Source organism: Synechococcus sp. GFB01, from assembly GCF_001039265.1.
Taxonomy (GTDB): domain Bacteria; phylum Cyanobacteriota; class Cyanobacteriia; order PCC-6307; family Cyanobiaceae; genus NIES-981.
In genome coordinates, this window is record NZ_LFEK01000007.1 from 25,097 (window position 1) to 46,448 (window position 21,352).

Annotated in this window: 24 protein-coding genes, 1 tRNA gene and 1 pseudogene; 17 read left to right on the forward strand and 9 right to left on the reverse strand. The window is 69.3% G+C overall.

What is annotated here, in order from left to right; genetic code table 11:
* Nucleotides 1–357: 357 nt before the first annotated feature.
* On the reverse strand, nucleotides 358–3,084 hold the full coding sequence (locus SYNGFB01_RS01235; protein ID WP_048016588.1) for a primase-helicase zinc-binding domain-containing protein: 2,727 nt from the start codon (nucleotides 3,082–3,084) through the stop codon (nucleotides 358–360).
* Nucleotides 3,084–3,302, reverse strand: a complete 219-nt coding sequence (locus SYNGFB01_RS01240; RefSeq protein WP_048016589.1) for a hypothetical protein — start codon at nucleotides 3,300–3,302, stop codon at nucleotides 3,084–3,086. Before SYNGFB01_RS01240 ends, SYNGFB01_RS01235 begins: the two co-directional genes overlap by 1 nt.
* Nucleotides 3,303–3,375: 73 nt before the next feature.
* Here SYNGFB01_RS01240 and SYNGFB01_RS15090 point away from each other — a divergent pair, with 73 nt between their 5' ends.
* From SYNGFB01_RS15090 to SYNGFB01_RS01285, 8 genes are all read left to right on the forward strand, one after another.
* Nucleotides 3,376–4,248, forward strand: coding sequence for a DEAD/DEAH box helicase (locus tag SYNGFB01_RS15090; protein ID WP_053068248.1), 873 nt, complete (start codon nucleotides 3,376–3,378; stop codon nucleotides 4,246–4,248).
* The gene (locus SYNGFB01_RS15095) at nucleotides 4,194–4,802 is read left to right on the forward strand and encodes a DEAD/DEAH box helicase (protein WP_053068249.1); all 609 of its coding nucleotides are present in this window, start codon (nucleotides 4,194–4,196) and stop codon (nucleotides 4,800–4,802) included. Before SYNGFB01_RS15090 ends, SYNGFB01_RS15095 begins: the two co-directional genes overlap by 55 nt.
* On the forward strand, nucleotides 4,799–5,146 hold the full coding sequence (locus SYNGFB01_RS01250) for a VRR-NUC domain-containing protein (RefSeq protein ID WP_048016590.1): 348 nt from the start codon (nucleotides 4,799–4,801) through the stop codon (nucleotides 5,144–5,146). Before SYNGFB01_RS15095 ends, SYNGFB01_RS01250 begins: the two co-directional genes overlap by 4 nt.
* Before the next feature lie 926 nt (nucleotides 5,147–6,072).
* A complete protein-coding gene (locus tag SYNGFB01_RS01260) occupies nucleotides 6,073–6,384 on the forward strand; it encodes a hypothetical protein (protein ID WP_152669457.1) in 312 nt (103 codons plus the stop codon).
* On the forward strand, nucleotides 6,381–7,208 hold the full coding sequence (locus SYNGFB01_RS01265) for a PD-(D/E)XK nuclease-like domain-containing protein (RefSeq protein WP_048016593.1): 828 nt from the start codon (nucleotides 6,381–6,383) through the stop codon (nucleotides 7,206–7,208). The genes SYNGFB01_RS01260 and SYNGFB01_RS01265 overlap by 4 nt, the downstream gene beginning before the upstream one ends.
* A gap of 1,284 nt (nucleotides 7,209–8,492) precedes the next feature.
* Nucleotides 8,493–8,705 (forward strand): hypothetical protein, encoded by a 213-nt coding sequence (locus SYNGFB01_RS01275; protein ID WP_048016594.1) that lies wholly within the window; start codon nucleotides 8,493–8,495, stop codon nucleotides 8,703–8,705.
* Nucleotides 8,705–8,944: a hypothetical protein gene (locus SYNGFB01_RS01280; RefSeq protein ID WP_048016595.1), complete on the forward strand. Its 240-nt coding sequence runs from the start codon at nucleotides 8,705–8,707 to the stop codon at nucleotides 8,942–8,944. The genes SYNGFB01_RS01275 and SYNGFB01_RS01280 overlap by 1 nt, the downstream gene beginning before the upstream one ends.
* Nucleotides 8,941–9,399, forward strand: coding sequence for a single-stranded DNA-binding protein (locus SYNGFB01_RS01285; RefSeq protein ID WP_048016596.1), 459 nt, complete (start codon nucleotides 8,941–8,943; stop codon nucleotides 9,397–9,399). Before SYNGFB01_RS01280 ends, SYNGFB01_RS01285 begins: the two co-directional genes overlap by 4 nt.
* A gap of 2,264 nt (nucleotides 9,400–11,663) precedes the next feature.
* Here the strand turns inward: SYNGFB01_RS01285 and SYNGFB01_RS01305 are convergent.
* Nucleotides 11,664–11,735: transfer RNA gene (locus SYNGFB01_RS01305), tRNA-Lys, on the reverse strand.
* A gap of 102 nt (nucleotides 11,736–11,837) precedes the next feature.
* Between SYNGFB01_RS01305 and SYNGFB01_RS01310 the strand changes: the two genes are divergently transcribed.
* The 6 genes and pseudogenes from SYNGFB01_RS01310 (at nucleotide 11,838) to SYNGFB01_RS01335 (ending at nucleotide 16,497) form a co-directional block, all read left to right on the forward strand.
* On the forward strand, nucleotides 11,838–12,362 hold the full coding sequence (locus SYNGFB01_RS01310) for a gamma carbonic anhydrase family protein (RefSeq protein WP_048016618.1): 525 nt from the start codon (nucleotides 11,838–11,840) through the stop codon (nucleotides 12,360–12,362).
* Nucleotides 12,363–12,436: 74 nt separating this feature from the next.
* The gene (locus SYNGFB01_RS01315) at nucleotides 12,437–12,562 is read left to right on the forward strand and encodes a photosystem II protein Y (protein WP_048016600.1); all 126 of its coding nucleotides are present in this window, start codon (nucleotides 12,437–12,439) and stop codon (nucleotides 12,560–12,562) included.
* Nucleotides 12,562–13,950, forward strand: coding sequence for an FADH(2)-oxidizing methylenetetrahydrofolate--tRNA-(uracil(54)-C(5))-methyltransferase TrmFO (gene trmFO, locus SYNGFB01_RS01320; RefSeq protein WP_048016601.1), 1,389 nt, complete (start codon nucleotides 12,562–12,564; stop codon nucleotides 13,948–13,950). Before SYNGFB01_RS01315 ends, trmFO begins: the two co-directional genes overlap by 1 nt.
* Before the next feature lie 25 nt (nucleotides 13,951–13,975).
* A pseudogene (gene crtH, locus SYNGFB01_RS01325) lies at nucleotides 13,976–15,558 on the forward strand (carotenoid isomerase).
* 70 nt (nucleotides 15,559–15,628) lie between these two features.
* Nucleotides 15,629–15,946, forward strand: coding sequence for a hypothetical protein (locus SYNGFB01_RS01330; RefSeq protein WP_048016602.1), 318 nt, complete (start codon nucleotides 15,629–15,631; stop codon nucleotides 15,944–15,946).
* Nucleotides 15,943–16,497, forward strand: a complete 555-nt coding sequence (locus tag SYNGFB01_RS01335) for a hypothetical protein (RefSeq protein ID WP_235299845.1) — start codon at nucleotides 15,943–15,945, stop codon at nucleotides 16,495–16,497. The genes SYNGFB01_RS01330 and SYNGFB01_RS01335 overlap by 4 nt, the downstream gene beginning before the upstream one ends.
* A gap of 16 nt (nucleotides 16,498–16,513) precedes the next feature.
* Here the strand turns inward: SYNGFB01_RS01335 and SYNGFB01_RS01340 are convergent, their stop codons facing one another.
* Nucleotides 16,514–17,284, reverse strand: a complete 771-nt coding sequence (locus tag SYNGFB01_RS01340) for a response regulator transcription factor (RefSeq protein WP_048016620.1) — start codon at nucleotides 17,282–17,284, stop codon at nucleotides 16,514–16,516.
* Nucleotides 17,285–17,441: 157 nt separating this feature from the next.
* Here SYNGFB01_RS01340 and SYNGFB01_RS01345 point away from each other — a divergent pair, with 157 nt between their 5' ends.
* On the forward strand, nucleotides 17,442–17,708 hold the full coding sequence (locus SYNGFB01_RS01345; protein WP_048016621.1) for a DUF6761 family protein: 267 nt from the start codon (nucleotides 17,442–17,444) through the stop codon (nucleotides 17,706–17,708).
* Nucleotides 17,709–17,728: 20 nt separating this feature from the next.
* Here the strand turns inward: SYNGFB01_RS01345 and grxD are convergent, their stop codons facing one another.
* From grxD to SYNGFB01_RS01365, 4 genes are all read right to left on the reverse strand, one after another.
* The gene (grxD, locus tag SYNGFB01_RS01350) at nucleotides 17,729–18,052 is read right to left on the reverse strand and encodes a Grx4 family monothiol glutaredoxin (RefSeq protein ID WP_048016603.1); all 324 of its coding nucleotides are present in this window, start codon (nucleotides 18,050–18,052) and stop codon (nucleotides 17,729–17,731) included.
* A gap of 3 nt (nucleotides 18,053–18,055) precedes the next feature.
* Entirely contained in the window at nucleotides 18,056–18,289 is a 234-nt protein-coding gene (locus SYNGFB01_RS01355) for a BolA family protein (RefSeq protein WP_048016604.1), read from the reverse strand.
* A 62-nt stretch (nucleotides 18,290–18,351) separates the two neighbouring features.
* Nucleotides 18,352–18,897 carry a hypothetical protein gene (locus SYNGFB01_RS01360; RefSeq protein ID WP_369795439.1) on the reverse strand — a complete coding sequence of 182 codons (546 nt, stop codon included), beginning with the start codon at nucleotides 18,895–18,897 and terminating at the stop codon, nucleotides 18,352–18,354.
* Between the two features lie 29 nt (nucleotides 18,898–18,926).
* Complete coding sequence (locus SYNGFB01_RS01365) at nucleotides 18,927–19,703, reverse strand: 1-acyl-sn-glycerol-3-phosphate acyltransferase (RefSeq protein ID WP_235299846.1); 777 nt, start codon at nucleotides 19,701–19,703, stop codon at nucleotides 18,927–18,929.
* A gap of 121 nt (nucleotides 19,704–19,824) precedes the next feature.
* Between SYNGFB01_RS01365 and SYNGFB01_RS01370 the strand changes: the two genes are divergently transcribed.
* Both SYNGFB01_RS01370 and SYNGFB01_RS01375 read left to right on the forward strand, forming a co-directional pair.
* Nucleotides 19,825–20,574: a pyridoxine 5'-phosphate synthase gene (locus SYNGFB01_RS01370; protein WP_048016605.1), complete on the forward strand. Its 750-nt coding sequence runs from the start codon at nucleotides 19,825–19,827 to the stop codon at nucleotides 20,572–20,574.
* A complete protein-coding gene (locus SYNGFB01_RS01375) occupies nucleotides 20,571–20,891 on the forward strand; it encodes an MgPME-cyclase complex family protein (RefSeq protein ID WP_048016606.1) in 321 nt (106 codons plus the stop codon). Before SYNGFB01_RS01370 ends, SYNGFB01_RS01375 begins: the two co-directional genes overlap by 4 nt.
* Before the next feature lie 40 nt (nucleotides 20,892–20,931).
* Here the strand turns inward: SYNGFB01_RS01375 and SYNGFB01_RS01380 are convergent, their stop codons facing one another.
* Complete coding sequence (locus SYNGFB01_RS01380) at nucleotides 20,932–21,255, reverse strand: hypothetical protein (protein WP_048016607.1); 324 nt, start codon at nucleotides 21,253–21,255, stop codon at nucleotides 20,932–20,934.
* Nucleotides 21,256–21,352 lie beyond the last annotated feature (97 nt).

A 21,352-nucleotide genomic window follows, 5' to 3' on the forward strand; every position in this document is an offset into this window, starting at 1 on the left:
TCCTTCTTGCCCCTATTGCTACATGACTACGTCCTTAATCAGAGAGAGAAAGAGATCGAGCCAAGAGGGGGAGGTAGATGGCGCCCCCCATGCAGGGATGGAGGGAATCAGTGAATCGGGGGGGGTCGATCTGGCTGGCCGCGCACCCGCAGTACCGGTCGCCCGATTCGCTTACAGCGCATGGGTTCTCAGCCGGTCCATGCCCTTGGCGGCCCCGTTCCGGCGTACCCCGGCAGTCGACAGCGAACACTGAGCCAGCGGCAGCAGCAAGGCCCCGATCAGCTCGCAGCGGCACTCTCCTGCTGCAGCGTCCCCATCGTCCCAACCCTTGCGCTCACTGGCCTGGGTCGTCCCGCTTCAGAGGATGGCGAGGGGAATGGCACAGGCCCGGGACTTGGAGCCCGCGCCGCGGAAGCGCACCGGATGGCCATGGGGTCCGGCGCCGGGCAGGCGGCCGAGGATCGTGCTCCAGCTGCTGGCCCAGGGCGTGTCGGCCAGGATCCGGCCGATCGCTTCTGCGGTGTTGCTCACCAGAAGCATGCCGTCGGCGATCCGCAGCCCATGGCGGGAGAGCAGCTCATCGGCATGGCGGCTGCTCACCGGCTCGAGCGGATTGACGCTGCTGAGCAGCTCCACCAGCTCGCCGATGCTGCGGGTCAGCACCCGGTCCTCGGTCTCCACCCGCAGCTGGTGCTGCAGGATCCGGTTGAGGCAGCGCCGCTCATCGGCGATTTCGGTGCTCTGGCGGTAGCTGCTCCAGTCGGTGCCCTCGATCAGACCCTGCACCTCCGCCGCCGTGGGCACCAGAGACGACTGCAGCGACCAGGCACCAGCCAGCAGGGTGCCGTACTGATCCCCCAGCGCCTGGGAGTCGAAGTGCTGCGCCGCTACCCGGCAGCAGACCGTGATCGAGCGGCGGATCACCGGGATCAGAGACACGGTTCGGGCGATCAGCCGGTTGGCGAAGGTGGGAGTGATCAGCTCCTCGAGATCCCGCGCCAGCGCATCCCAGTGGGCCTGGCGCTGCTGCTGCGGGATGTCGGCCGGGTTGCGCAGGGTGAGCTGGGCAAAGCGTCGCCGGTCGGCCCCTTGCTTGAGGCCAGTGGCGATGGAGGAGAGCAGGAACATCGAGCGCACCGCATAGCGCGACACCTCGCCGGAGGCCGAGCCCTTGACGATGGCGGCGCGCGATTCGGAACTCGCCACCCGCGCCAGCGACAGGATGCCCTGGATGCGCTGCTGGTCGGCCTTCTCATTGCTCTCGGCCTCATCGATCAGCACCGGCAGGGCATCGGAGCGCAGCGACTGACGGATGCCGGCCTCGGTGACGCTGCCGACGAACACCCGCGCCATGTCGCCCAGCAGCACCGCGATGAACCGCTCGAAGATCTGCGACTTGCCCGAGCCGGCCGCGGCGCTCAGCCACACATGGGGCCGCCAGCTGAGGGCACCGCAGATCGGCGCCAGCGTCACCCAACCGGCCAGGAGAAAGGCGGAAGCGGGCACATCCCACCAGAAGCGATCGGCGATGGTCAGCACCGTGAGCGCTTCTTCATCGGAGAGGGGAATGGCATCGGCGGGGCCCTCCAGGGCGGCACCCCGCTGGTAGTGAAAGCGGCTGGCCAGCGGTGTGGTGACCGGGTGGACGCGGCCATCAATCACCAACCGATTCCCCAGGTGCAGTACGCAGCGGCCGTTGTCCCACCACACCCCGCGGCCACGCAGCTGATCCGGCTCGAACATCCCCACCTGGGCCTGCCGGCAGAACAGGTCCGAGGCGGCCGCGGTCCAGTTCACGCCCCGCTTGGAGGGGTAGAGGGNTTCCCAGTGGGCCAGGGGCGCCAGACGGCAGAGGTTCACGCCGCCGTGGGCCGAGGAGGCCAGCCGCACCACCTGGCCGGTGGCGTGGGGCTGGTAGTAGTAGCCATCGCTGTCGTAGCCCAGGCAGGCGAACGGCTCGCCTCCTGAGGCGATTCCAATGCCGCCCGGCTCTGGCGGCGCTGGTGGCCCCGGGGTGGCCGGTGCGCCAGCAAGGGCTGCGGGCGGTGCCGCAGCAGCCGGATCGGGAGGCGAGCCCTCAGCTCTGGGCTCGGCCTCGGGCCTGCTCAAAAGGCGGCGATACCGCTGGAGATGGGCCTGGGCCTGCGCCGGTGTCCACGTGGCATCGGCCAGGTCCCAGCCATCAGCGCCCGGGGCATCGGCCAGATCCCAGTCGTCCTCGCTGCAGCCCGGAGGGATCACCACCGCCACGGCGCAGCCCTGCTCCAGCAGCAGGGCCGAGAGGCTGGCCATCGCCTCCCGGCCGGGGGCATCGGCATCGGGCCAGAGCGTCACCGCCCGCTGGGCCAGGGGGCTCCAGTCCACGCTCTGCAGCGCATGGCTGCCGCCGCACCAGCTCACCACCACGTGATCGGGGAACAGCAGCGCCGCGGCATCGGCGGCCTTCTCCCCCTCGGCGATCAGCACCTCCGACCAGATGCGCCGTTGCAGCTCAGGCAGCCGGTAGAGGGGCCGCGGCGCCGGCCAGTCGGAGCGGAAGGGATCGCGGCGGGAGGGGAAGTGCCAGCCCCCATCGAGCCAGGTGCGCTGCACGAACGCCTTGCGGGCCTTGCCGCCGCGCTGGAGGTCATAGCGCTGCACCCAGAACAGCGGCTCCCCCCCGGCATTGCGGTAGCACCACTGGGCAGTGGCGCGCCCCAGCTCCGGCGGCGGCGCCTGCGGCGGCGGCTGCTCTGGGAGGCGCACCGGCCGGCCCGCGCCGCCGCGGCGGCCGAAGCCCGGCGTCGCCCCCGACAGGCCCAGGTGCGCCTCGATGCGCCGGGCGGCCGTCGCAAAGTCCCAGCCGGTGAGGCGCAACAGCAGGTCCATGCCGTTGCCGCCGCCGCCGCTGCGGTCCTTGCCGCCGCACTGGTTGCAGAACCAGCCACCCGCGCCGTCATCCCGGTCCCAGCGGTAGCGGTCGGTGCCGCCGCAGGCGGGGCAGGGCTGGTGGCGGTTCTGCAACTGCTCAGGGCTGAGCCCCGCCAGCTCGATCAGCAACCGGGGCCACTGGCCATCGGCGGCGGCCAGGGCATCAACGGCCATCAGAGCGCCCTGGCCTCCCCTGCACCGGCAGTGCGATCACCGGCGTGGCCTGGCGTCGCCTGGGCGTGGTGCTGGCGCTGCTGTTCGGCCCTCTGCTGGGCCTTCATCAGGCCGACGATGGAGCGGCGGATGAAGGAGGCCCGGCTTTCGATGCCATCGGCCTGGGCGTCGATCCAGGCGACGACGGGATCAGGAAGCTGGAGCTGAACGCGCTTCATGGGGAGGGCGCAACGCAGCGCGACTGTACTTCTCGCACTCGCGAGAGCTACTGTGCCGTGAACGACGGTAGCCGTGGCTCCCGCACTGCGCCCCTACCAGCAGGAGGCCGTTGAGCGCCTGCGCGCGGCCTTCAGTGCCGGCCACCGGGCCGTGCTGTTCGTGCTGCCCACCGGCGGCGGCAAAACGGTCGTCTTCTCCCACATCGCCCAGCAGGCGGCCATTCGCGGCAACCGCATCGCCGTCCTGGTGCACCGGGTAGAACTGCTGGAGCAGGCCTCGCGTTCGCTCGACGCCCTTGGCGTGCGCCACGGGCTGATCGCCGCCGGGCGGGCCATGAACCTGGCCGCGCCGGTGCAGGTGGCCTCGGTGGGCACCCTGGCCCGCCGGCTACCGCAGCTGCCGGCCGGGCTGTTCCAGCTGCTGGTGATCGATGAGGCCCACCACAGCAACGCCGGCCAGTGGAGCCGGATCATCCAGCACTGTCGGGCTGCGCACCTGCTGGGGGTCACCGCCACGCCGGTGCGCAGCGATGGCCGCGGCCTGGGGGAGTTCTATTCCGAGCTGGTGCTGGGGCCGAGTGCGGCCTGGCTGACGGCCAATGACCATCTGGCGCCGGCGCGGGTGTTCGCCCCGCCGATCGGCTTCTCCGCCCAGGGGCTGCGGCGGCGGATGGGCGACTACGACCTGCGCCAGGCCGCCAGCGNCCTGGGCGGCATGCGCATCCTGGGCGATGCAGTCAGCCACTACCGCCAGCACCTGTCAGGGCAAACGGCGATTGGCTTCTGCTGCTCGGTGGCCCACGCCCAGGCCGTCGNCCGAGGCCTTCAACCGCCANGGGGATTCGGTCCGCCTGCATCGATGGCTCCCTCGATGCANGCACCCGCCGGCAGTTGCTGGAGCAGCTGGGCAGCGGCGAGATCCAGGTGCTCACCTCCTGCTCCCTGATCGGTGAGGGGGTGGATGTGCCCTCGGTGGGGGGCTGCATCCTGCTGCGGCCCACCCAGAGCGAAGCCCTGCACCTGCAGATGATCGGCCGCTGCCTGCGGCCCCAGGACGGCAAGCAGGCGGTGATCCTCGATCACGTCGGCAACATCGCCCGCCTGGGCCATCACCTCAAGGAGCGGCACTGGTCGCTGGAGGGGGTGCGCCGGCGTGAGCGCCAGCAGGCCCCGTCGGTGAAGACCTGCCCCCAGTGCTTCTGCGCCATGGCGTCAGCGGCGGGCCGTTGCCCGGAGTGCGGCCACCGGTTCCGGCCCGAGCGCCGCTCGCTCAAGGTTGTCGCCGGGGAACTGCAGGAGTTGGGCACCCAGGAGTTGCGGGCCGAGGAACGGAGATCTCAGGAGCTCAAGCAGGAGCGCAAGCGCGAGCAGCTGGAGGCCAGAAGCCTGGAGGAGCTGATCGCCGTCGGCCAGCGCCGCGGCATGAAGAACCCTCATGGCTGGGCACGGCACGTGCTGGCCGCCCGGCAGACCAAGGGCCACTGGAGCCGCATCGCATGAGCGAGCAGGAACTGCAGCAGCGCATCCGACTGGAGCTGGGCAGCGGGCCGGTGCGGCTGTGGCGCAACAACGTCGGTGCGCTGCGCGATCCACGGGGCCGGTTGGTGACCTACGGGCTGTGCACCGGCAGCAGCGACCTGATCGGCCTGCGGCAGCTCACCATCGGGCCCGAGCACCTCGGCCAGCACCTGGCGGTGTTCTGCGCCATCGAGCTCAAGACCCAAAGGGGCCGGGCCACGGCTGAGCAGGAACGGTTTCTGGCGGTGGTGCAGCAGCTGGGCGGCCTGGCNGGGGTGGCGCGCTCACTGCCGGAAGCGCGAGCCATCCTGCGGCTCACCCCTTGATCGCGCCAGCAGGCCGGCGCCGAATCTGCTGCGCCATGACGCCAGGCGTGCGCCTCCAGGCATGGTGACGCCGCCGGATCGGTGCAAGAATGCGGCTCTCGCGAATCAGAGATCTTGCCTTCATCTCTCGCAACGCCCATGCCGGATCTGCATCGCCAGCTCGGCCAGGCGCGCGAGACCTTCGGCCGCTTCCTGCGCAACTGGCGCAAGGCCAACGGCTGGGTGATCACCANCCCCCAGGACTNGGCCCGTGCCTGCCCGGAGATCATTCCGCCCGGTCTGCGGGTCTCCAGCGGCCAGTGGGCCAACCTCGAGAACGCTCAGATCAAGCAGGCCCAGCCCAGCACCTTTCTGCAGCTGGCGGCCCTTAACCAGGCCCTGGCCAGCAAGAACCGCGGCCGCATCAGCGACGCCCTGCTCAAGGAGCGGGTGGCCAGCGGCCAGCCGATCTGCCGTCCCGATGGAACCCCCTGGGGCCCGGAGGACTGGTTCGCCTGCTACATCGGCAACCTGGAGGGCCCCGCCGAGCTCTGGCCCCAAAGCGGCGATGAGCAGGAGCCATTGCAGCTGGGGCCGCTCAAGACGCACTTCCTGGCGCTGGTGGAGCGCCATGGCCTGCGGCCGGTCACGGCGCTGGTGCAGCTGCTGAGCTGCGGCAAGGAGCTCAGCACCGCGCAGCAGCTCGAGATCGAGGGGGCTCTGCTTCAGGACGACGCCATCGATCCCGGGACCCTGCCGGTGCTGCAGGAGTTGCTGGAGAGCTGGGAGGCAAGCCTGACGGCAGCAGGCCAGCCCAGCAGCCGGCGGCGACGGAAATGATGCAGGTCCTGCATGGAGAGGAGTTGCGGACTCGCGAGAGGATTACCTTGTGGTGATCTCGGGCCAGCGGAATGGGAAGGCTGACCCTGATCACCCACACCTCAGGTATGGCCACCCCCCGCGATGACGACCACACAGGCGTCGCGGCACTGAACGATCTGTTTCGCTGCCAGGCCGCTCTCAACTCTGCACTCGGCCGCTGGCAGGCGCAGTGGAGCCGGCAGATTTCCTGCCAACCCGTCAGCTTGCAGGACGTGGGGTTGGCGGTGAGCTTCTCGCGCTCCAGCGAGGGTCTCTACAGCGCCACGCTGCTGCATGAGCAGGGCGCGAGCCTGGAATCGGGCTGCTGCAGTTCTGCCCTGGAGGCCTACTGGCTGGTGCTGGGCATGGTCCGGCCGGAGTGCCTGTGGATCCGATGAACCTCAGCGACTACCACGCCCATCCCGCCTGGTCGCCCACCACGCTCAAGGCGGCTGTCACCGGCACCAAGCGGGCCTGGTGGCATCGCTTTGGTCCTGACGCCAGACCGTTTGAACCCAGCCCCGAGATGGTCAAGGGCGATCTGGTCGATGCCCTGCTCACCCCGCCATTCTCTGTTGGCGAACGCTTTGCGGTGTACAGCACCATCGCCCGCAACACCANGGCCGGCGCCGCCAACTGCGCCGAAGCCAGGGCCGCCGGCCTGACGCCGGTGAGCCAGGAGATGCTCGATCAGGCCCAGGCGGTCGCCGATGCCCTGCGGCGCGATCCGCTGATCGGTGAGGTGCTGGCCACCATGGATGAGCAGCAGTCCCAGCAGCCCCACTTCTGGGATGACGCCGCTGGACGGCCCTGCCGCTGTCTGCCCGATCTGATCACCCGCGATGGCCGCCTCTTCGACCTCAAGAAGACCCGTTCAGCCGTGCCCCGCCGCTTCTACTGGCAGGCCAAGGACCTGGCCTACGACCTGCAGCTCGCCCACCTGGCGCTGGGCCATGCCGATCGCACCGGCGCCATGCCGAGCGAGTGCGGCCTGATCGTCTTTGAGTGGGAGGAGCCCCACGACTGCGCCCTGCTGGTCCTGGACCAGACGGACATCGAGATCGGCCTGGAGCGGCGGGAGGAGGCGTTCCGGCGCATCGCCGAATGCCAGGCGAGCGGCGAGTGGCCCAGCCACGGCCGCCAGCCGTTCCGCCATTTGCCTGCATCCTCTCGCGCTCCCGAGAGCGAGCTGATTAATCCGGAATCCATTGCCCTGTTCTGAGGCCCCTGCCGCCCGTCCTCACCCGCCAACCGACACCGCACCCGACGTGACCAGTCCACCTCCCAGCTCCAGCTCCGGCTCCAGCGCCCTGGCCCGCACCACGACCGCGCCGCCGTCAGCACCGGCGCCACCGGTCGACATCAGCAGCGGCGTCTTCTCCGGCATCGCCGCTTTCGAGGCCGCCCAGCGCATGGCCCAGGCCCTCTGCACCAGCTCCATGGTCCCCACCGAATACCGCGGCCAGCAGGGGCTCTCCAATTCGCTGATCGCCCTGGAGATCGCTGCCCGCATGGGCCTCTCGCCGCTGGTGGTGATGCAGAACATGACGCCGATCCACGGCAGGCCGAGCTGGTCGAGCTCGTTTCTGATCGCCACCGTCAATGCCAGCGGCAGGTTCACACCGCTGCGCTTTGTGTTCGACGACAAGGACAACCCCAGCAGCTGCTACGCGGTGGCCAGCGACAAGGCCACTGGCGAGGTGCTGGAGGGCGAGACGATCAGCATCGCCATGGCCAAGCGGGAGGGCTGGTGGAGCCGCCCTGACCGCAGCGGCAAGGAGACCAGCAAGTGGCAGTCGATGACCGGCCAGATGCTGCGCTACAGGGCTGCGGCCTTCTGGGTGAAGGTCTACTGCCCGGAGATCAGCCTCGGGCTGATGACCCAGGACGAGGCCGCCGACGTGCAGGCCGTCGTGGTCGAGCCGGTCGAGGCTGCCGCGACCCCAGGCCCAAGCAGGGGTGGTCCGGCCGTGCCGGCACCACTGCATGCCAGGCAGCCTGCACGGCAACCCGTCGCCGCGGCCGGGGATCCGGACAACACCGGCACAACCCAGGCCGCGACAGCCACGGCGGCACCGGCCCCGCGCCGCAGTTCAAGGCGTACGGCCGCAGCACAGAACCAGGCACATCCCGCCGCTCAAACCGACACCGATGAGCTGCAGCCGCCAGACGAGGGCCAGNCGACGGAGGCGTCCCCACATCCGGCCGACCCGGACGTGCCAGCTGCTCCCGACGCAGGCGAGGGCACGCACCAGGTCGAGCTGCCCACGGGCCCACCAGCTGAGACAGCCCCTGGCGCATCAGAACCCGCCAGCGCCGAACTGCTCAGCACAGCCCAGCAGGAGATTCCGAAGCTCGCCACCGCCGCCGCCCTCGAGAACGCCCGCCAGCGCGTCAACCGACTGCTGGCCGAAGGCCAGCTCAGCGATGAGGGGGCCGAGCGCCTCTGGTCCCTGATCGAGCGCCGCCTTCAGCAGCTGCAGACCAGCAGCGGGGAGGGCAAGCCATGAGCACAAGCGATGGCCTGCCTCTGCAGAACGCTGCGGCCGACGAGGGCTTTGGCCGCCACCAGATCTGGTGTGACGGGGAGGTGCTCTACCGGGTGGAGTCCTGCACGAGCTGCCGTGAGCACTGCCGGCTGGTGCCACTCAACGGGGTGAGCTCGGCGCCACTGCAGCGGCGCTGGAGCAACACAGCCGGCCTGCGGCGGGTGCGGTGATGGAGCACGTCCTTTCTGTCAGACCACGGCCGCTGCGTCTGCCCCTGGGACGCCACAAGAAGTGCGTGGCTCTGCACACCGACACCTACCTGAAGCTGCGTGCCTTTGCCCAGCAGCACGAGCTCAGCTGGAGCGGCGCCATCCATGAGCTGCTTCGCACCAACCCCGCCATTGGCCTCCCCTCCCTGCTGCAGGCACGCAAGGCCGCTGCAACCCAGACCTTCGGTACCGACTCATGAGCATCAACACGATCACCCTGGTCGGCCGCGCCGGCCGTGATCCCGAAACCCGCTTCTTGGAGAGCGGATCGGTGGTCACCAACCTCTCGCTGGCGGTGAACAGGCCCAGCCGGTGTGAGGAGCCGGACTGGTTCAACCTCGAGATCTGGGGCAAGCAGGCCCAGGTGGCGGCCGACTACGTGCGCAAGGGCTCGCTGCTCGGTGTGGTGGGCCGGATGACCAGCGAGCAGTGGACCGACCGCAATACCGGCGAGCGGCGCAGCAAGCCGGTGGTCAAGGTCGATCGCCTGGCCCTGCTCGGCAGCAGGGCCGACAGCGCCAGGGGCCAGGGCCTTGATGGTCGAAGCGCAGCCCAGACAGTCATGGCTCCTCCGCCCGCAGCAGCACCAGCAGCCTCGTCGGAACTGCAGAGCTGGGCCGGCACCCCGATCAGCGACGAGGAGGTGCCGTTCTGATGGCTCCTCTACCTCCCCACGGCNGCATCGGCGGCATCGGGCGCCGCCCCGAGCTGCCGGCCTTCTGCCGCACCCGTCGCCCGACCACCTTGGTCAGCCTCACCAGCCTGCGCCACCTGCAGCGCCTGCTTCTGCTGGTGCTGCTGGTTCAGCTCAGCACCCTGTTGCTGGTGCTGACCCTGCTGCCGTCGCCTGCACCGATCAGCAGCAGCAGCAACTCAGGCAACCAGGAGCAGGAGCAGCAACGACCATGACAACCGCCTCCCCTCAAGCAGGGAGCACCGGCACGCCCGGCACAGTGGGGCACCGGCGGGGCTTGAGCAGTGGGCCCACGCCCGAGCCGCTCTGGATCCCGACCGCTCAGGCCAGCATCCAGCTCGGCATCAGCCGCAAGACGCTCTTCCGGCTCAAGGCACAGGGGATCCTCAAGCCGGAGCGCCACTGGGCGCGCAAGAATCCCGGCCGCCGCTGCTCAGATCTGCTCTGGCACATCCAGCGCTGTCAGCTGGNCCTGGGCCGCATCTGAGCGCTCGGCAGCAGGGCAAGACGGCGCTCAACCCANGCCTGCGGCTTTGAGCTTGCGAGCCATCTCGATCAGCTCCGGGGTGATGCCAGCGGGCAGCGCAGGGGTGGACGCGGCCGGAGGAGACGGCTGCGCAGGGGAAGACGCAGCGCGGCGGACAGGGCGACGGCGCGGTGGAGCCACATGCTCGCGGCCTTCATCGAGCGCCAGCAAGCGGTTCATGCCCTCCAGCCGATGCAATGCCTGCTCCTCGACCAGATAGCGGCGGGTATGGACGGCTTCGCTGTGGCCCATCGCCATCGCCTTGAGGGTGGTGGACCAGGTGGTGGTCTCCTTGGCCCGCAGCGCCCAGGCATGGCGCAGGTCATAGACCTTGCAGCAGTCGCGGATCGCCCGCGGCTTGGACCTGCCAGGGATCTGGCGTGGCTGATGCCAGCCATAGAGCTTCACCGGCAGCTCGCGGTCCTCCCGGGCGCTGTTGCGGAACCAATGGCTGAGCACCCGGCTCAGGCTTTCGTTGTTGTGGAACTGGATGCATCCATCGGAGCGCTCGGTGGTGCGGATCGGATAGCGCCGCCGCAGCTCGTCGAGCATTGCCCTTGCATGGTGGAGGTCGTTGAGTCGGTAACGCTCCAGCCAGACGTCCGGGAGGGCCAGCGCGAAGCGGTGGCCGGTCTTGGTCTCGCTGCCATCACCTGAAGAGATGAAGGAGCCGACGCTGATCAGGCGCGGGTTGGCCTCGATCTCCCCCGGCAGGGCATCGAGATGCCAGATCTCATGGTTCCGCAGGCCGTAGGTGGCCACCATTGCCATCACCCAGCCCCGGAAGGGGTCGAGCACCACCAGCTGATCCAGCCAAGACTCGATGTCGTCTGTCCTGGGGATGAAGCGCGGCTTGGCTGCCTTGGCCTTGCCGGCCGTGGTCTTGAGCCCGATCAGGCGCTCCTGCAGTTCAGGCGTGGCGATGCTGATGCCCTTCTTGGCGAGGTAATTCACCATCTGAATCACCTGGTAGAACACCTTGGAGTTGTATTCCCGCGGCACCAGCGGAACCTCGGGGTCTGCCCGGTGGGCCTGGATGGAAGCAGGGGTGTAGAGGCTGAAGAGCTCGAGGTGCTCCGGCAGAGCCGGCTCGGAGTCGGGGTACATCACCCCGAAGAATCCCCTATCGCGAAAGCAGACAAATGGGTTGCGGTCACGGGCTTTGGGTCCACCCGGAGCAATGTCAGCCTGGATGACCTGCCGGATCTCACCCCAGGTCAGGGATGGATTCGATGGCGCGGCCTGCGGCTGGTCGAGGTCCTGGCCGAGGCAGCTCCAATCCAAGCCGGGACCACCGTCACTTCGATCCTTGCTCGCATCCAGAAGCACATCGGTCAGGCGCTCGCAGGCCTGGTCGTCCTGAATCCTGCAGCCCCGTGCGACCTGCTGCCGGTGCGGGGGATCGAGCTCATAGACGTAGACGAAGGGACTGCGGGAGACCGCCCGGATCCGGTAGCAGCAGCCTTCCATGCGCAGCCGCGCCTGTGCCTTGTGAAAGCCTTGGACGGCACGCATCGCCGGGACCCATCGCCGGCTCCAGTCTCACCCGGCCTCTTGAAACAGTTTCAAAAAAGTTTCAAGAAACGGTCCACGACGGGCCCAGATGGTCCTCATCTGTCCCTATTCTCAGTGATGAGAAGACAAATGAGACTCCTTGCTGGGCCTGGGATCTGCCCAGGATTCCAGTCTCTGACAAGAATGGGTCGCCTGAGATTCGAACTCAGGACCAATCGGTTAAAAGCCGAGTGCTCTACCGCTGAGCTAGCGACCCGCGCCCGTTGGGCACCCTGGGAAGGTATCACCCGACGGGTGCCCCCTCCAAGGGGCCCCCCGGCAGGCTGGGCATCAGAATGGCAGCAGCGGCATGGCTGCGATGCATCCCTTCCCCTGGCCCGAGCCCTGGGTGCATCCGGATGCCTGGGTGGCCGAATCGGCTGTGGTGATCGGGGATGTGCGGCTCGAAGCCGGCGCCAGTCTCTGGCCCACGGCCGTGGCGCGCGGTGATGTGTGTCCGATCGTGATCGGCGAGGGCAGCAATGTGCAAGATGGCGCCGTACTCCATGGCGACCCCGGGCAGCCGGTGAGGATCGGAGCCGATGTGACCATCGGCCACAAAGCGGTGGTGCACGGAGCCACCCTCGAAGACGGCTGCCTGATCGGGATCGGCGCCGTGGTGCTCAACGGGGTGACCGTGGGGTCCGGGGCGCTGGTCGCGGCCGGAGNCGTGGTGACCAGGGATGTGCCTGCCGGAGCGCTGGTGATGGGAGCACCGGCGGCGGTGAAGCGCCAGCTCGACAGGGCGGCGATCACCGAGCAGCGCCGCCACGCCCGCCGCTACCGCCAGCTGGCGATGGCTCATGCCGGCCGCAGCCTTGATCCGGGCTTCCATCCGGGTTGATTGCCAATCCCTGCAGGTGGGCGCTGCCCAGGTCGGCAGTCCGTAAGATTCGGTCAATCCTTTCTTGCCCTCCCATGGACGCACGGCTGGTGCTGGTTGCCGCTCCGATCCTTCTGGCCGCCGCCTGGGCCGTGTTCCACATCGGTCGGGCAGCCGTGGGTCAGCTGCAGATGTTCATCAAGCGCGGCCGGGCCGCCTGATGGTCCTGGTGATCGGTGCCGGCCTGGCCGGCACCGAAGCGGCCTGGCAGATCGCCCAGGCGGGCATCCCCGTGACGCTGGTGGAGATGCGTCCGGTGCGACGCTCCCCGGCCCATCACAGTGCTGAGTTCGCCGAGCTGGTGTGCAGCAACAGCTTCGGAGCACTCAGCAGCGACAGGGCCGCCGGGCTGCTGCAGGAGGAACTGCGACGCCTGGGCTCCCTGGTAATCCGCACCGCCGATCAGCATGCCGTGCCTGCCGGTGGGGCCCTGGCGGTGGACCGCGGCCGCTACAGCGCCGCCCTCACCGCCACCCTCGAGCAGCATCCGCTGATCACGGTGGAGCGGCGAGAGCAAACCGAGCTGCCTGCTCCCGAGCAGATCACCGTGCTGGCCACCGGCCCGCTCACCAGCGAGCCCCTCGCCGAGAAGCTGCGCTCCTTCACCGGCCGCGCCGACTGCCACTTCTTCGATGCCGCCAGCCCGATCGTGGAGGGCGAAAGCATCGATCTCTCGGTGGCGTTCCGGGCGTCCCGCTACGACANGGGCGACGCCGACTACATCAACTGCCCGATGGGCCGGGATCAGTACCTGGCCTTTCGGCAGGAGCTTCTGCAGGCCGGACAGGCCGAACTCAAGGACTTCGAGAAGGAGAGCGCCACCTTCTTCGAGGGCTGCCTGCCGATCGAGGAGCTGGCCCGACGCGGTGAGGACACCATGCGCTACGGCCCGCTCAAGCCCATCGGCCTCTGGGACCCGCGCTGGGGCGACGTGAACGACCGCGAGGTGCGCCGCGCCAACCGCGCCTACGCCGTGGTGCAGCTGCGTCAGGAAGACAGGGACGGCCGCCTCTGGAACCTGGTGGGCTTCCAGACCAACCTGAAGTGGGGCGAGCAGAAGCGGGTGCTGCGGATGATCCCGGGGCTGGAGAACGCCGAGTTCGTGCGCTTCGGGGTGATGCACCGCAACACCTTCCTGGAATCGCCGCAGCTGCTCGATCCCACCCTGCAGTTCCGGCGCCGGCCCACCCTGCTGGCGGCCGGGCAGATCACCGGCACCGAGGGCTACGCCGCGGCCGTGGCTGGCGGCTGGCTGGCCGGCACCAACGCGGCGCGCCTGGCACAGGACCTGGAGCCGATCACGCTGCCGCGCACCACCATGATCGGCGCACTCACCCATTTCATCGCCGAGGCCCCCTGCGGCGGCACCGGCGGACACGGCGGCTTCCAGCCGATGCCACCCAACTTCGGTCTTCTTCCTGAGCTGCCGCAACGGATCCGAGGCAAGAGGGACCGCTACGGCGCCTACCGCGACCGGGCCCTGTCGGATCTGGACGCGACGATGCCGGAGTCGATTGCCGCCACCAGGCTGGTCGGCGCAGCTTCCTAGGGTCAGCGCCAATCGCCCTGGACCCTTGAGCGCCAGCAGCCAAGCCCCAACGCAGAGCTGGGATGTGATCGTGATCGGCGCCGGCATCGGCGGGCTGGTCACCGCCACCCAGCTGGCCGCCAAGGGGGCGAAGGTGCTGGTGCTGGAGCGCTATCTGATCCCCGGCGGCAGCGGCGGCAGCTTCCGCCGGAAGGGCTACACGTTCGACGTGGGGGCCTCGATGATCTTCGGGTTCGGCGAGAGGGGCCACACCAACCTGCTCACCCGCGCCCTGGCGGATGTGGGTCAGCGCTGCGCCACCATCCCCGATCCGGCCCAGCTGGAGTACCACCTGCCCGGCGGCCTCACCGTGGCGGTGAACCGCGACTACGAGCGTTTCATCGNCGACCTGACTGCGCTGTTCCCGCATGAGGCCGCGGGCATCCGCGCCTTCTACGACACCTGCTGGCAGGTGTTCCGCTGCCTCGATGCGATGCCGCTGCTCTCGCTCGAGGATCCGGCCTACCTGGCCAAGGTGTTTGCCCGGGCGCCTCTGGCCTGTCTGGGTCTGGCCCGCTGGCTGCCGGTGAACGTGGGCGACGTGGCGCGCAGACACATCCGCGATGAACAGCTGCTGAAGTTCATCGACATGGAGTGCTTCTGCTGGAGCGTGATGCCGGCCGATCGCACGCCGATGATCAACGCCGGCATGGTGTTCTCCGATCGCCATGCCGGAGGCATCAACTACCCCAAAGGAGGCGTGGGGGTGATCGCCGAGCAGCTGGTGGCAGGCCTCGAGGCGCACGGCGGTGCGATTCGCTACAAGGCCCGCGTCANCGACGTGGTGCTCGAGGGGCAGGGTCCCTCGGCCCGCGCCGTGGGCGTGAAGCTGGCCAGCGGTGAGACGATCCACGCCCGCCGGGTGGTGAGCAACGCCACCCGCTGGGACACGTTCGCAGGCCCCCCCGGCAGCGAGGGGGCGGTGGCCCATCCGCTGGTGGATGCCGCCCACACCCCGAAGGCCGAAGCCACCTGGCGGCGCCGCTACCGCCCGTCAGCCTCCTTCCTGTCGCTGCACCTGGCATCGACGCCGACGTGGTGCCCGGCGGTTTCCACTGCCACCATCTGCTGCTGGAGCGCTGGCAGGAGATGGTGGCCGAGCAGGGGGTGGTGTTCGTGTCGATGCCGACCCTGCTCGATCCCAGCCTGGCGCCGGCCGGACACCACATCCTGCACAGCTTCACCCCCAGCAGCATCGAGGCATGGCAAGGGCTGTCGCCGGCCGCCTACCGCGCCAAGAAAGAGGCCGATGCCGATCGGCTGATCGCCCGCCTCGAGGCGATCCTGCCGGGCCTCAGGAGCGCGATCCGCCACCGCGAGGTGGGCACCCCCCGCAGCCACCGCCGCTTCCTCGGCCGCATGGGCGGCAGCTACGGACCGATCCCGAGGCTGCGCCTGCCCGGCCTGCTGCCGATGCCCTTCAACCGCACAGGCGTGCGTGGCCTCTACTGCGTGGGTGATTCCTGCTTCCCCGGCCAGGGGCTCAACGCGGTGGCCTTCAGCGGCTTCGCCTGCGCCCACCGCATCGGCGCAGACCTGGGGCTCAACCCATGGTCATTGCCGGCCTGAGCCAGCGCGCGACTCGCAGTGGCCAGGGGCCTCTCCATAGGGTGAAGCCGCAGTCCGCTTGCCGAGTGCCATGGCCGCAGCGTCCGATTCCGATCGCCCCCGTGGCGGGGCCGACGACCAGCTCAGCGCCGCCGCGCTGGCCCACTACCTCGAGCAGCGTGGCGAGCTTGGCAAGCCCTGGATGCTGCAGCTGCTACGGCTCACCAAGCTCAAGGAGACGAAGGAGGCGATGGACCCGCAGGAGTATCTCCAGAAGCTGCAGGAGGCCCACGCCGATCTGATGCGGCTGGGCGAGTTCTGGAAGGGGAGGGAGCCGGAGGTGTTCGGCGGCCGCTACCAACCCTCTCTGCTGGTCGAACCCCTGCCCGGCTCCCCCGAAGACCGATGACGCCCCAGACGGCCGGGGTGGTTGAGCCGGCCGCCAGTTCCGAGTTTCAGCGCCACCCGATGGCGCCGCTGATCCGCTTCACCCTGATCGGCCTCTACCTGGCTCTGGCGGCGCCGCTGCCGTGGCGGGCACCACCGGCGCTAGAGCTGTCGCTCTGGCTGGCACTGATCCTCGGTCTGCTGCTGGTGCTGGCCGCCACCAGTGAGCAGGTGCTGGTCGATGAGCGCGGCCTCCGCGTCGGCCATCCAGCCTGGTGCGCCTGGCTGCTGCGGCGCGGATGGCAGCTCGACTGGAGCGCGATCGAGGCGATCACGCCGGTGGTCACCAGCCAGGGAGGCCGCGTGTTCTACCTACGCAGCGGCGACCGGGCCTATCTGCTGCCCCAGCGCATTGCCGCCTTCGAGGCGTTTCTGAGCCGCTTGTCCCGCAACACGGGGCTGGCCACCACCGCCATCGGCCGGATCAGCCCGCCCTGGACGTACCAGCTCCTGGCGGGCCTTTGCGCCACCCTGCTGGCGGGTGAGCTGGCCTGGGGCCTGCTTCAGCTCTGAGCCGGCAGCGCCCCGATCAGGGTCGTGACAGGGCGTTGAGAGCCGGCCGACCGGCGAGGCTGGCAGAGCCTTCCTCCCCTTCCGGGAGGTTGTCGAGGCTGAAGCGATAGCCCTGCTGACGCATCGTCTCGATGCCGCCACCCTCGCCCAGACCCGCCTGTTCGAGCTTGCGGCGCAGGGTGAGCACCTGGGTGTCCACCGAGCGGGGCCCGCCGCTGAACGGGGGCCAGGCCATCCGCAACAGCTCCTGGCGGCTGCGCACCACACCAGGGGGCATCAGCAGCGCACAGAGCAGGGCGAATTCGCGGGGGCTGAGTTCCACCGGCTGATCGCGCAGGGTCACCTGACGCAGCAGCAGGTGCACCTCGAGAGGCCCCACGCATACCCGCTCCTGCAGACCGCTGCCGGTCCGCCGCAGCAGGGTGCGGGCCCGAGCAGCCAGCTCCTCCAGCCCGAAGGGCTTGCGCAGCACGTCGTCGGCACCGGCATCGAGGAGGCTCACCACCGGTTCGGAACCGGTGCGGGCGGTGAGAACCATCACCGGGCAACGCAGCTGGGCACCGAGGCGGAGGGCACTGCTCTCATCCAGCAGCTCGGCGCTGATCAGCAGATCGGGTCCCTGCTCCTGGCACACCTCCAGGGCCTCGCGGGCCGTGGCCACAGCCGCCGCCAGGTGGCCGTCCTGCCGCAGCCGCTGGGCCAGCACCGTCCGCAGGGTGGCATGGGGGTCCACCACCAGCACCCGCTTGGGCGGATGACCGGACTGAGCTGAGGTGGCATGGACCATGGGCACGGACCCAGGACAGGCCCAAACTAAGAGGCACGCTCCGGATGGCGCGTATCCGCTGCTGCCTTTGCAACGGTCGGGATGCCGCAGGGGTCTGGCTGAAAGGGTCGCGTCGGCTCGCCTCGGCGGTCAGAATGGGCTCATGGTGAGTCCGGACATGACTGCGCTCCAGAACCCTGAAGCGATCCGCCACTTCCAGTCGCTCTGCGATGCCTGTCAGCAACTGGCTGACCGCTATCACGGCCCTGCCGAACTGAGGCTCTACGCCGATGGCTATCTGCACGCGCTGCGCCGCACCGCCGTGCTGGATCCGATCAGCCAGCGCCGCCTGGAGGAGCTGGTGGACCGCTGGATCCTCGATCCCTCCAGCTTCCTCGGCCCCGGCGGAGACCCCAGCCGTCTCTACGAGACCGGCCGCAACTGAGGTCAGCCAACCGACCGAGGTCAGCTGGCCAGCGCCACTTCCAGCTTCTCGCGCAGCTCACCGGAGTTATACATCTCGATCAGGATGTCGGACCCACCGATGAACTCCCCCTTGACATACACCTGGGGAATCGTGGGCCACTCGGAGAAGTCCTTGATGGCCTGACGGATCTCCATGTCCGAGAGCACGTCGAAGGTTTCGAACGGCACTCCCAGGGCGTGCAGAATCTGCACCACGTTGTTGGAGAAGCCGCACTGGGGCATCAGCTTGCTGCCCTTCATGAACACGAAGATCGGGCTGCTGGAGATCAGCGCCTCGATGCGCTCGCGGGTGCTGGCATCCATGGATCAGACAGGAGTGGAGGTTTGCAGGGCCAGGGCGTGAATCGCCTCGCTGGCCAGTTCCTGGCGCAGGGCGCCATAGACCAGCTGGTGCTGACGGATGCGACTGAGGCCGTCGAAGGCCGACGAGACCACCTTGACCTGAAGGTGATCGCCTCCCCCGGTGAGGTCCTCAACCTCCACGGTGGCGTCGGGAAGAGCGCGGCTGATCGCCGCTCTCACGGCATCGGGGTGCACCATCGGCAGGGCACGGGCTGGTGGGCGGAATCTAGAAGCCGGGAGGTGGTCCCGGGGTCCCCGGCTCAGCTGCCGGGAGCCCCGGCCGTGTAGGGAGTGGAGGCGAAGCCGATCTCCACCAGGTTCTGGTAGGCCTTGCGGCCGAGCTCGCTGGCGGGGGTCATGACCTTGACCACCTCCACCAGCAGGGGAACCGCCACCTCCGGCTGGTTCTGCCGCCGGAAGACGGCCGCCAGGCGCAGGTTGGTCTCGGAGAGGAGTTCGAGGGCCTCACGGCCCTTCTGGTCCATCTCGCGCGGGATGCGGGCATCGAGGCCCCGGAAGGAGCCGCTCAGATCCCGGTAGAAGCCCAGCAATCTGCGGCAGTAGTCGCGGGCCTGGTCGTAGTAACGACGCGCCGCGGTGAGGTCGCCGCTGGCGGCAGCGGCATCGCCCCGGGCCAGCAGATTGCGCACCGCTCCGAGGTTGAGGGGGCTGCTGCTCGCCTCCATGGCCCGCTGGGCATCCTCCTGAGCTCTCACCGCCGTGCTGAGTGCGGGATGCAGGGACGNCGACAGGGCCAGGATGCAGCCCAGGGCCGCTGATCGGATCAGGAAGGGGGGCCTGGACACGGAATGGGCAGTCGGCTGGCTGCGCGACTCTAGGGCTGGCCTCCCGGAACGACCCGTCCTGACAGGGCCTGGCGGGCCCGGTGCTCCTCGGCGGCCATCGCCGCCGCCAGTCGGTGGGTGAAGTCGACGGCGGTGCGGCGGCCCTGGCCCTCGGGTGGGGGCTCGATCGTGAGCGGCTCACCGAAACTCACCGCGGCCGTGTCAAACGGCCGCGGCCAGGCATGGCCGTAGGCGATGCCCACCGGGAAGACCGGCACCAGCACGCCCTTGCTGGCAGCCATCAGCGCCAGTCGGGCCAGTCCCTGATGGAGCCGCAGGGCGTCGCCAGCAGCGGCATGTCTGCGGCGGATCTGACCTTCAGGAAACACCACCAGCTGTTCGCCTGCGGTCAGCAGGTCGAGGGCGTAGCGCAGGCTGAGCAGCGAGGGGCGGGACTGGTCCACAGGAAAACAGCCCAGGCGATGCAGCAACCAGCCCTGCAGGCCGCGCATCTCGTCCACGGTGACCATGAACCGGCAATCGCGGCCGGTGACGCGACGGCCGGCAGCGTGGGGCAGCACCAGCGCATCCCAGCGGGCCTTGTGGGTGGGAGCCAGCAGCACCGGACCTGACCGCGGCAACCGTTCCGCCCCGAGGACGGTGATGCGGCGGAAATAGGTCGGCAGGGCCAGGTCCTGGGTGACCAGCATGGCCAGCGGCGCCAGCCAGGGGCTGATGCCGGTACCGAGACCGCGCTGCCGCCGCGCCAGATCAGCCCGGTCCGCCGCGGCAGGGATCGATCGGGTCGAGGGCGACCCCAACAGCACGGGAGTTCTCACAGCACTGAACGCTAGGAAGCGCGGGCTGCTCGCGCCTGCCAACCGGGGCAGTTGGCGGAGCGGCGCAGGCGGGGTCGCTCCATAGGATCCGCGCAGCTAGCCCGCCGCCATGGCCAGCCTCGGGGTCAACATCGATCACATCGCCAATGTGCGCCAGGCCCGCCGCACCGTGGAGCCCGACCCGGTCACCTACGCCCTGCTGGCCGAGCTGGGCGGAGCCGACGGCATCACCGTGCACCTGCGCGAGGACCGGCGCCACATTCAGGATCGCGACGTGGAGCTGCTGAGGGCCACGGTGCGCAGCCGCCTCAACCTGGAGATGGCCGCCACGCCCGAGATGGCGGCGATCGCGCGACGGCTCCGGCCCGACATGGTGACCCTGGTGCCGGAGCGGCGCGAGGAGGTGACCACCGAGGGTGGACTCGACGTGGCCGGCCAGCTGGACACCCTGCGGAGCCTGGTGGGCCGGCTCCAGGACGACGGCATCGGCGTCAGCCTGTTCGTCGATGCCGACACACCCCAGCTGGAGGCCAGTGCCGCCACCGGTGCCAGCTGGGTGGAGCTGCACACGGGCAGCTACGCCGAGGCGGCCTGGAGCGCCCAGCCCGACGAGTTGGCCCGGCTGAGCGAAGGCAGCTTCATCGCCCGCAGCCTCGGCCTGCGGGTGAACGCCGGTCACGGCCTCACCTATCAGAACGTGGAACCGGTGGCGGCGATCGAGGGGATGGAGGAGCTCAACATCGGCCACACGATCGTGGCCCGCGCCCTGGCCGTGGGCCTGGAGCAGGCGGTGCGGGAGATGAAGGCGCTGGTTCAGAATCCGCGCCGCGATCCCCTCTTCGGCAGCACCCGCCCATGACCACCTATCACTTCGTGGCCGCCAGCGAGGCCTTCCTCACCGAGGAGGAGCCGCTCGAGGAAGTGCTCAGGGAGCGGACGCGCCATTACGGCGAAACGGGCAAGGCGATCGATTTCTGGCTGGTGCGCCGGCCGGCCTTTCTCGAAGCCGCCGAACTGGCCGCCGTGGCGGCCAGCGTGCCCCGTCCCGCCGCGGCGGTGGTCTCCACCGACGAGACCTTCATCACCTTCCTGAAGCTGCGGCTGGAATTCGTGGCCAAGGGCAGCGTCGAGGTGCCCGGCGCAATCGCCGACCCGCTCGCCAGCCTCGCGGGCTAGCGACTCACCCCCGGATCGGCACTGACGGAGGGAAGGCCGCTCAGAACAGCCCCAGAAACCGTCGCCGTTCCCCCGACGGCTGCTGGCCCTGGCCACCGTCCTGCTGGTAGCGGGGTTTGTTGTCACCGATGGTGAACACCGCTTCCTTGTTCTTCCACCACACCCAGTCGCGGATCGGCGGGGTGCTGGCCAGCTGCTCGCGCGTCAGGCCGAGGCCCAGCTTGGCGGAGGCGTCGAGCAGCACGTCGAGCATCTCTTCGCCGTTGCGGCAGCGGGCCAGGGCCTCGTTGGTGCGCTTGGCGCCATTGAGCGCTTTCACCAGGGCGTTGATCCGCTGACCCACCGGCAGCGACTGAAGATCCATGCCGCTCGCCGGGCCGTTGCCATGACCGTACCAGCGCGATCGTGGCCGCGGGGCTGACAAGCCCCGCATCGAAAGGCAAGACTGGGTGCAACGCGAC

Bases quoted from the DNA above. Each gene is read 5' to 3' on its own strand.
- SYNGFB01_RS01370 (WP_048016605.1), top strand. From the start codon at position 19,825: ATGGCCAGCCTCGGGGTCAACATCGATCACATCGCCAATGTGCGCCAG.
- SYNGFB01_RS01355 (WP_048016604.1), bottom strand. From the start codon at position 18,289: ATGGTGCACCCCGATGCCGTGAGAGCGGCGATCAGCCGCGCTCTTCCC.
- SYNGFB01_RS01285 (WP_048016596.1), top strand. From the start codon at position 8,941: ATGAGCATCAACACGATCACCCTGGTCGGCCGCGCCGGCCGTGATCCC.
- SYNGFB01_RS01340 (WP_048016620.1), bottom strand. From the start codon at position 17,284: ATGGTCCATGCCACCTCAGCTCAGTCCGGTCATCCGCCCAAGCGGGTG.
- SYNGFB01_RS01275 (WP_048016594.1), top strand. From the start codon at position 8,493: ATGAGCACAAGCGATGGCCTGCCTCTGCAGAACGCTGCGGCCGACGAG.
- SYNGFB01_RS01315 (WP_048016600.1), top strand. From the start codon at position 12,437: ATGGACGCACGGCTGGTGCTGGTTGCCGCTCCGATCCTTCTGGCCGCC.
- SYNGFB01_RS01380 (WP_048016607.1), bottom strand. From the start codon at position 21,255: ATGGATCTTCAGTCGCTGCCGGTGGGTCAGCGGATCAACGCCCTGGTG.
- SYNGFB01_RS01375 (WP_048016606.1), top strand. From the start codon at position 20,571: ATGACCACCTATCACTTCGTGGCCGCCAGCGAGGCCTTCCTCACCGAG.
- SYNGFB01_RS01240 (WP_048016589.1), bottom strand. From the start codon at position 3,302: ATGAAGCGCGTTCAGCTCCAGCTTCCTGATCCCGTCGTCGCCTGGATC.
- grxD (WP_048016603.1), bottom strand. From the start codon at position 18,052: ATGGATGCCAGCACCCGCGAGCGCATCGAGGCGCTGATCTCCAGCAGC.
- SYNGFB01_RS01330 (WP_048016602.1), top strand. From the start codon at position 15,629: ATGGCCGCAGCGTCCGATTCCGATCGCCCCCGTGGCGGGGCCGACGAC.
- SYNGFB01_RS01260 (WP_152669457.1), top strand. From the start codon at position 6,073: ATGGCCACCCCCCGCGATGACGACCACACAGGCGTCGCGGCACTGAAC.
- SYNGFB01_RS01335 (WP_235299845.1), top strand. From the start codon at position 15,943: ATGACGCCCCAGACGGCCGGGGTGGTTGAGCCGGCCGCCAGTTCCGAG.
- SYNGFB01_RS01345 (WP_048016621.1), top strand. From the start codon at position 17,442: ATGACTGCGCTCCAGAACCCTGAAGCGATCCGCCACTTCCAGTCGCTC.
- SYNGFB01_RS01280 (WP_048016595.1), top strand. From the start codon at position 8,705: ATGGAGCACGTCCTTTCTGTCAGACCACGGCCGCTGCGTCTGCCCCTG.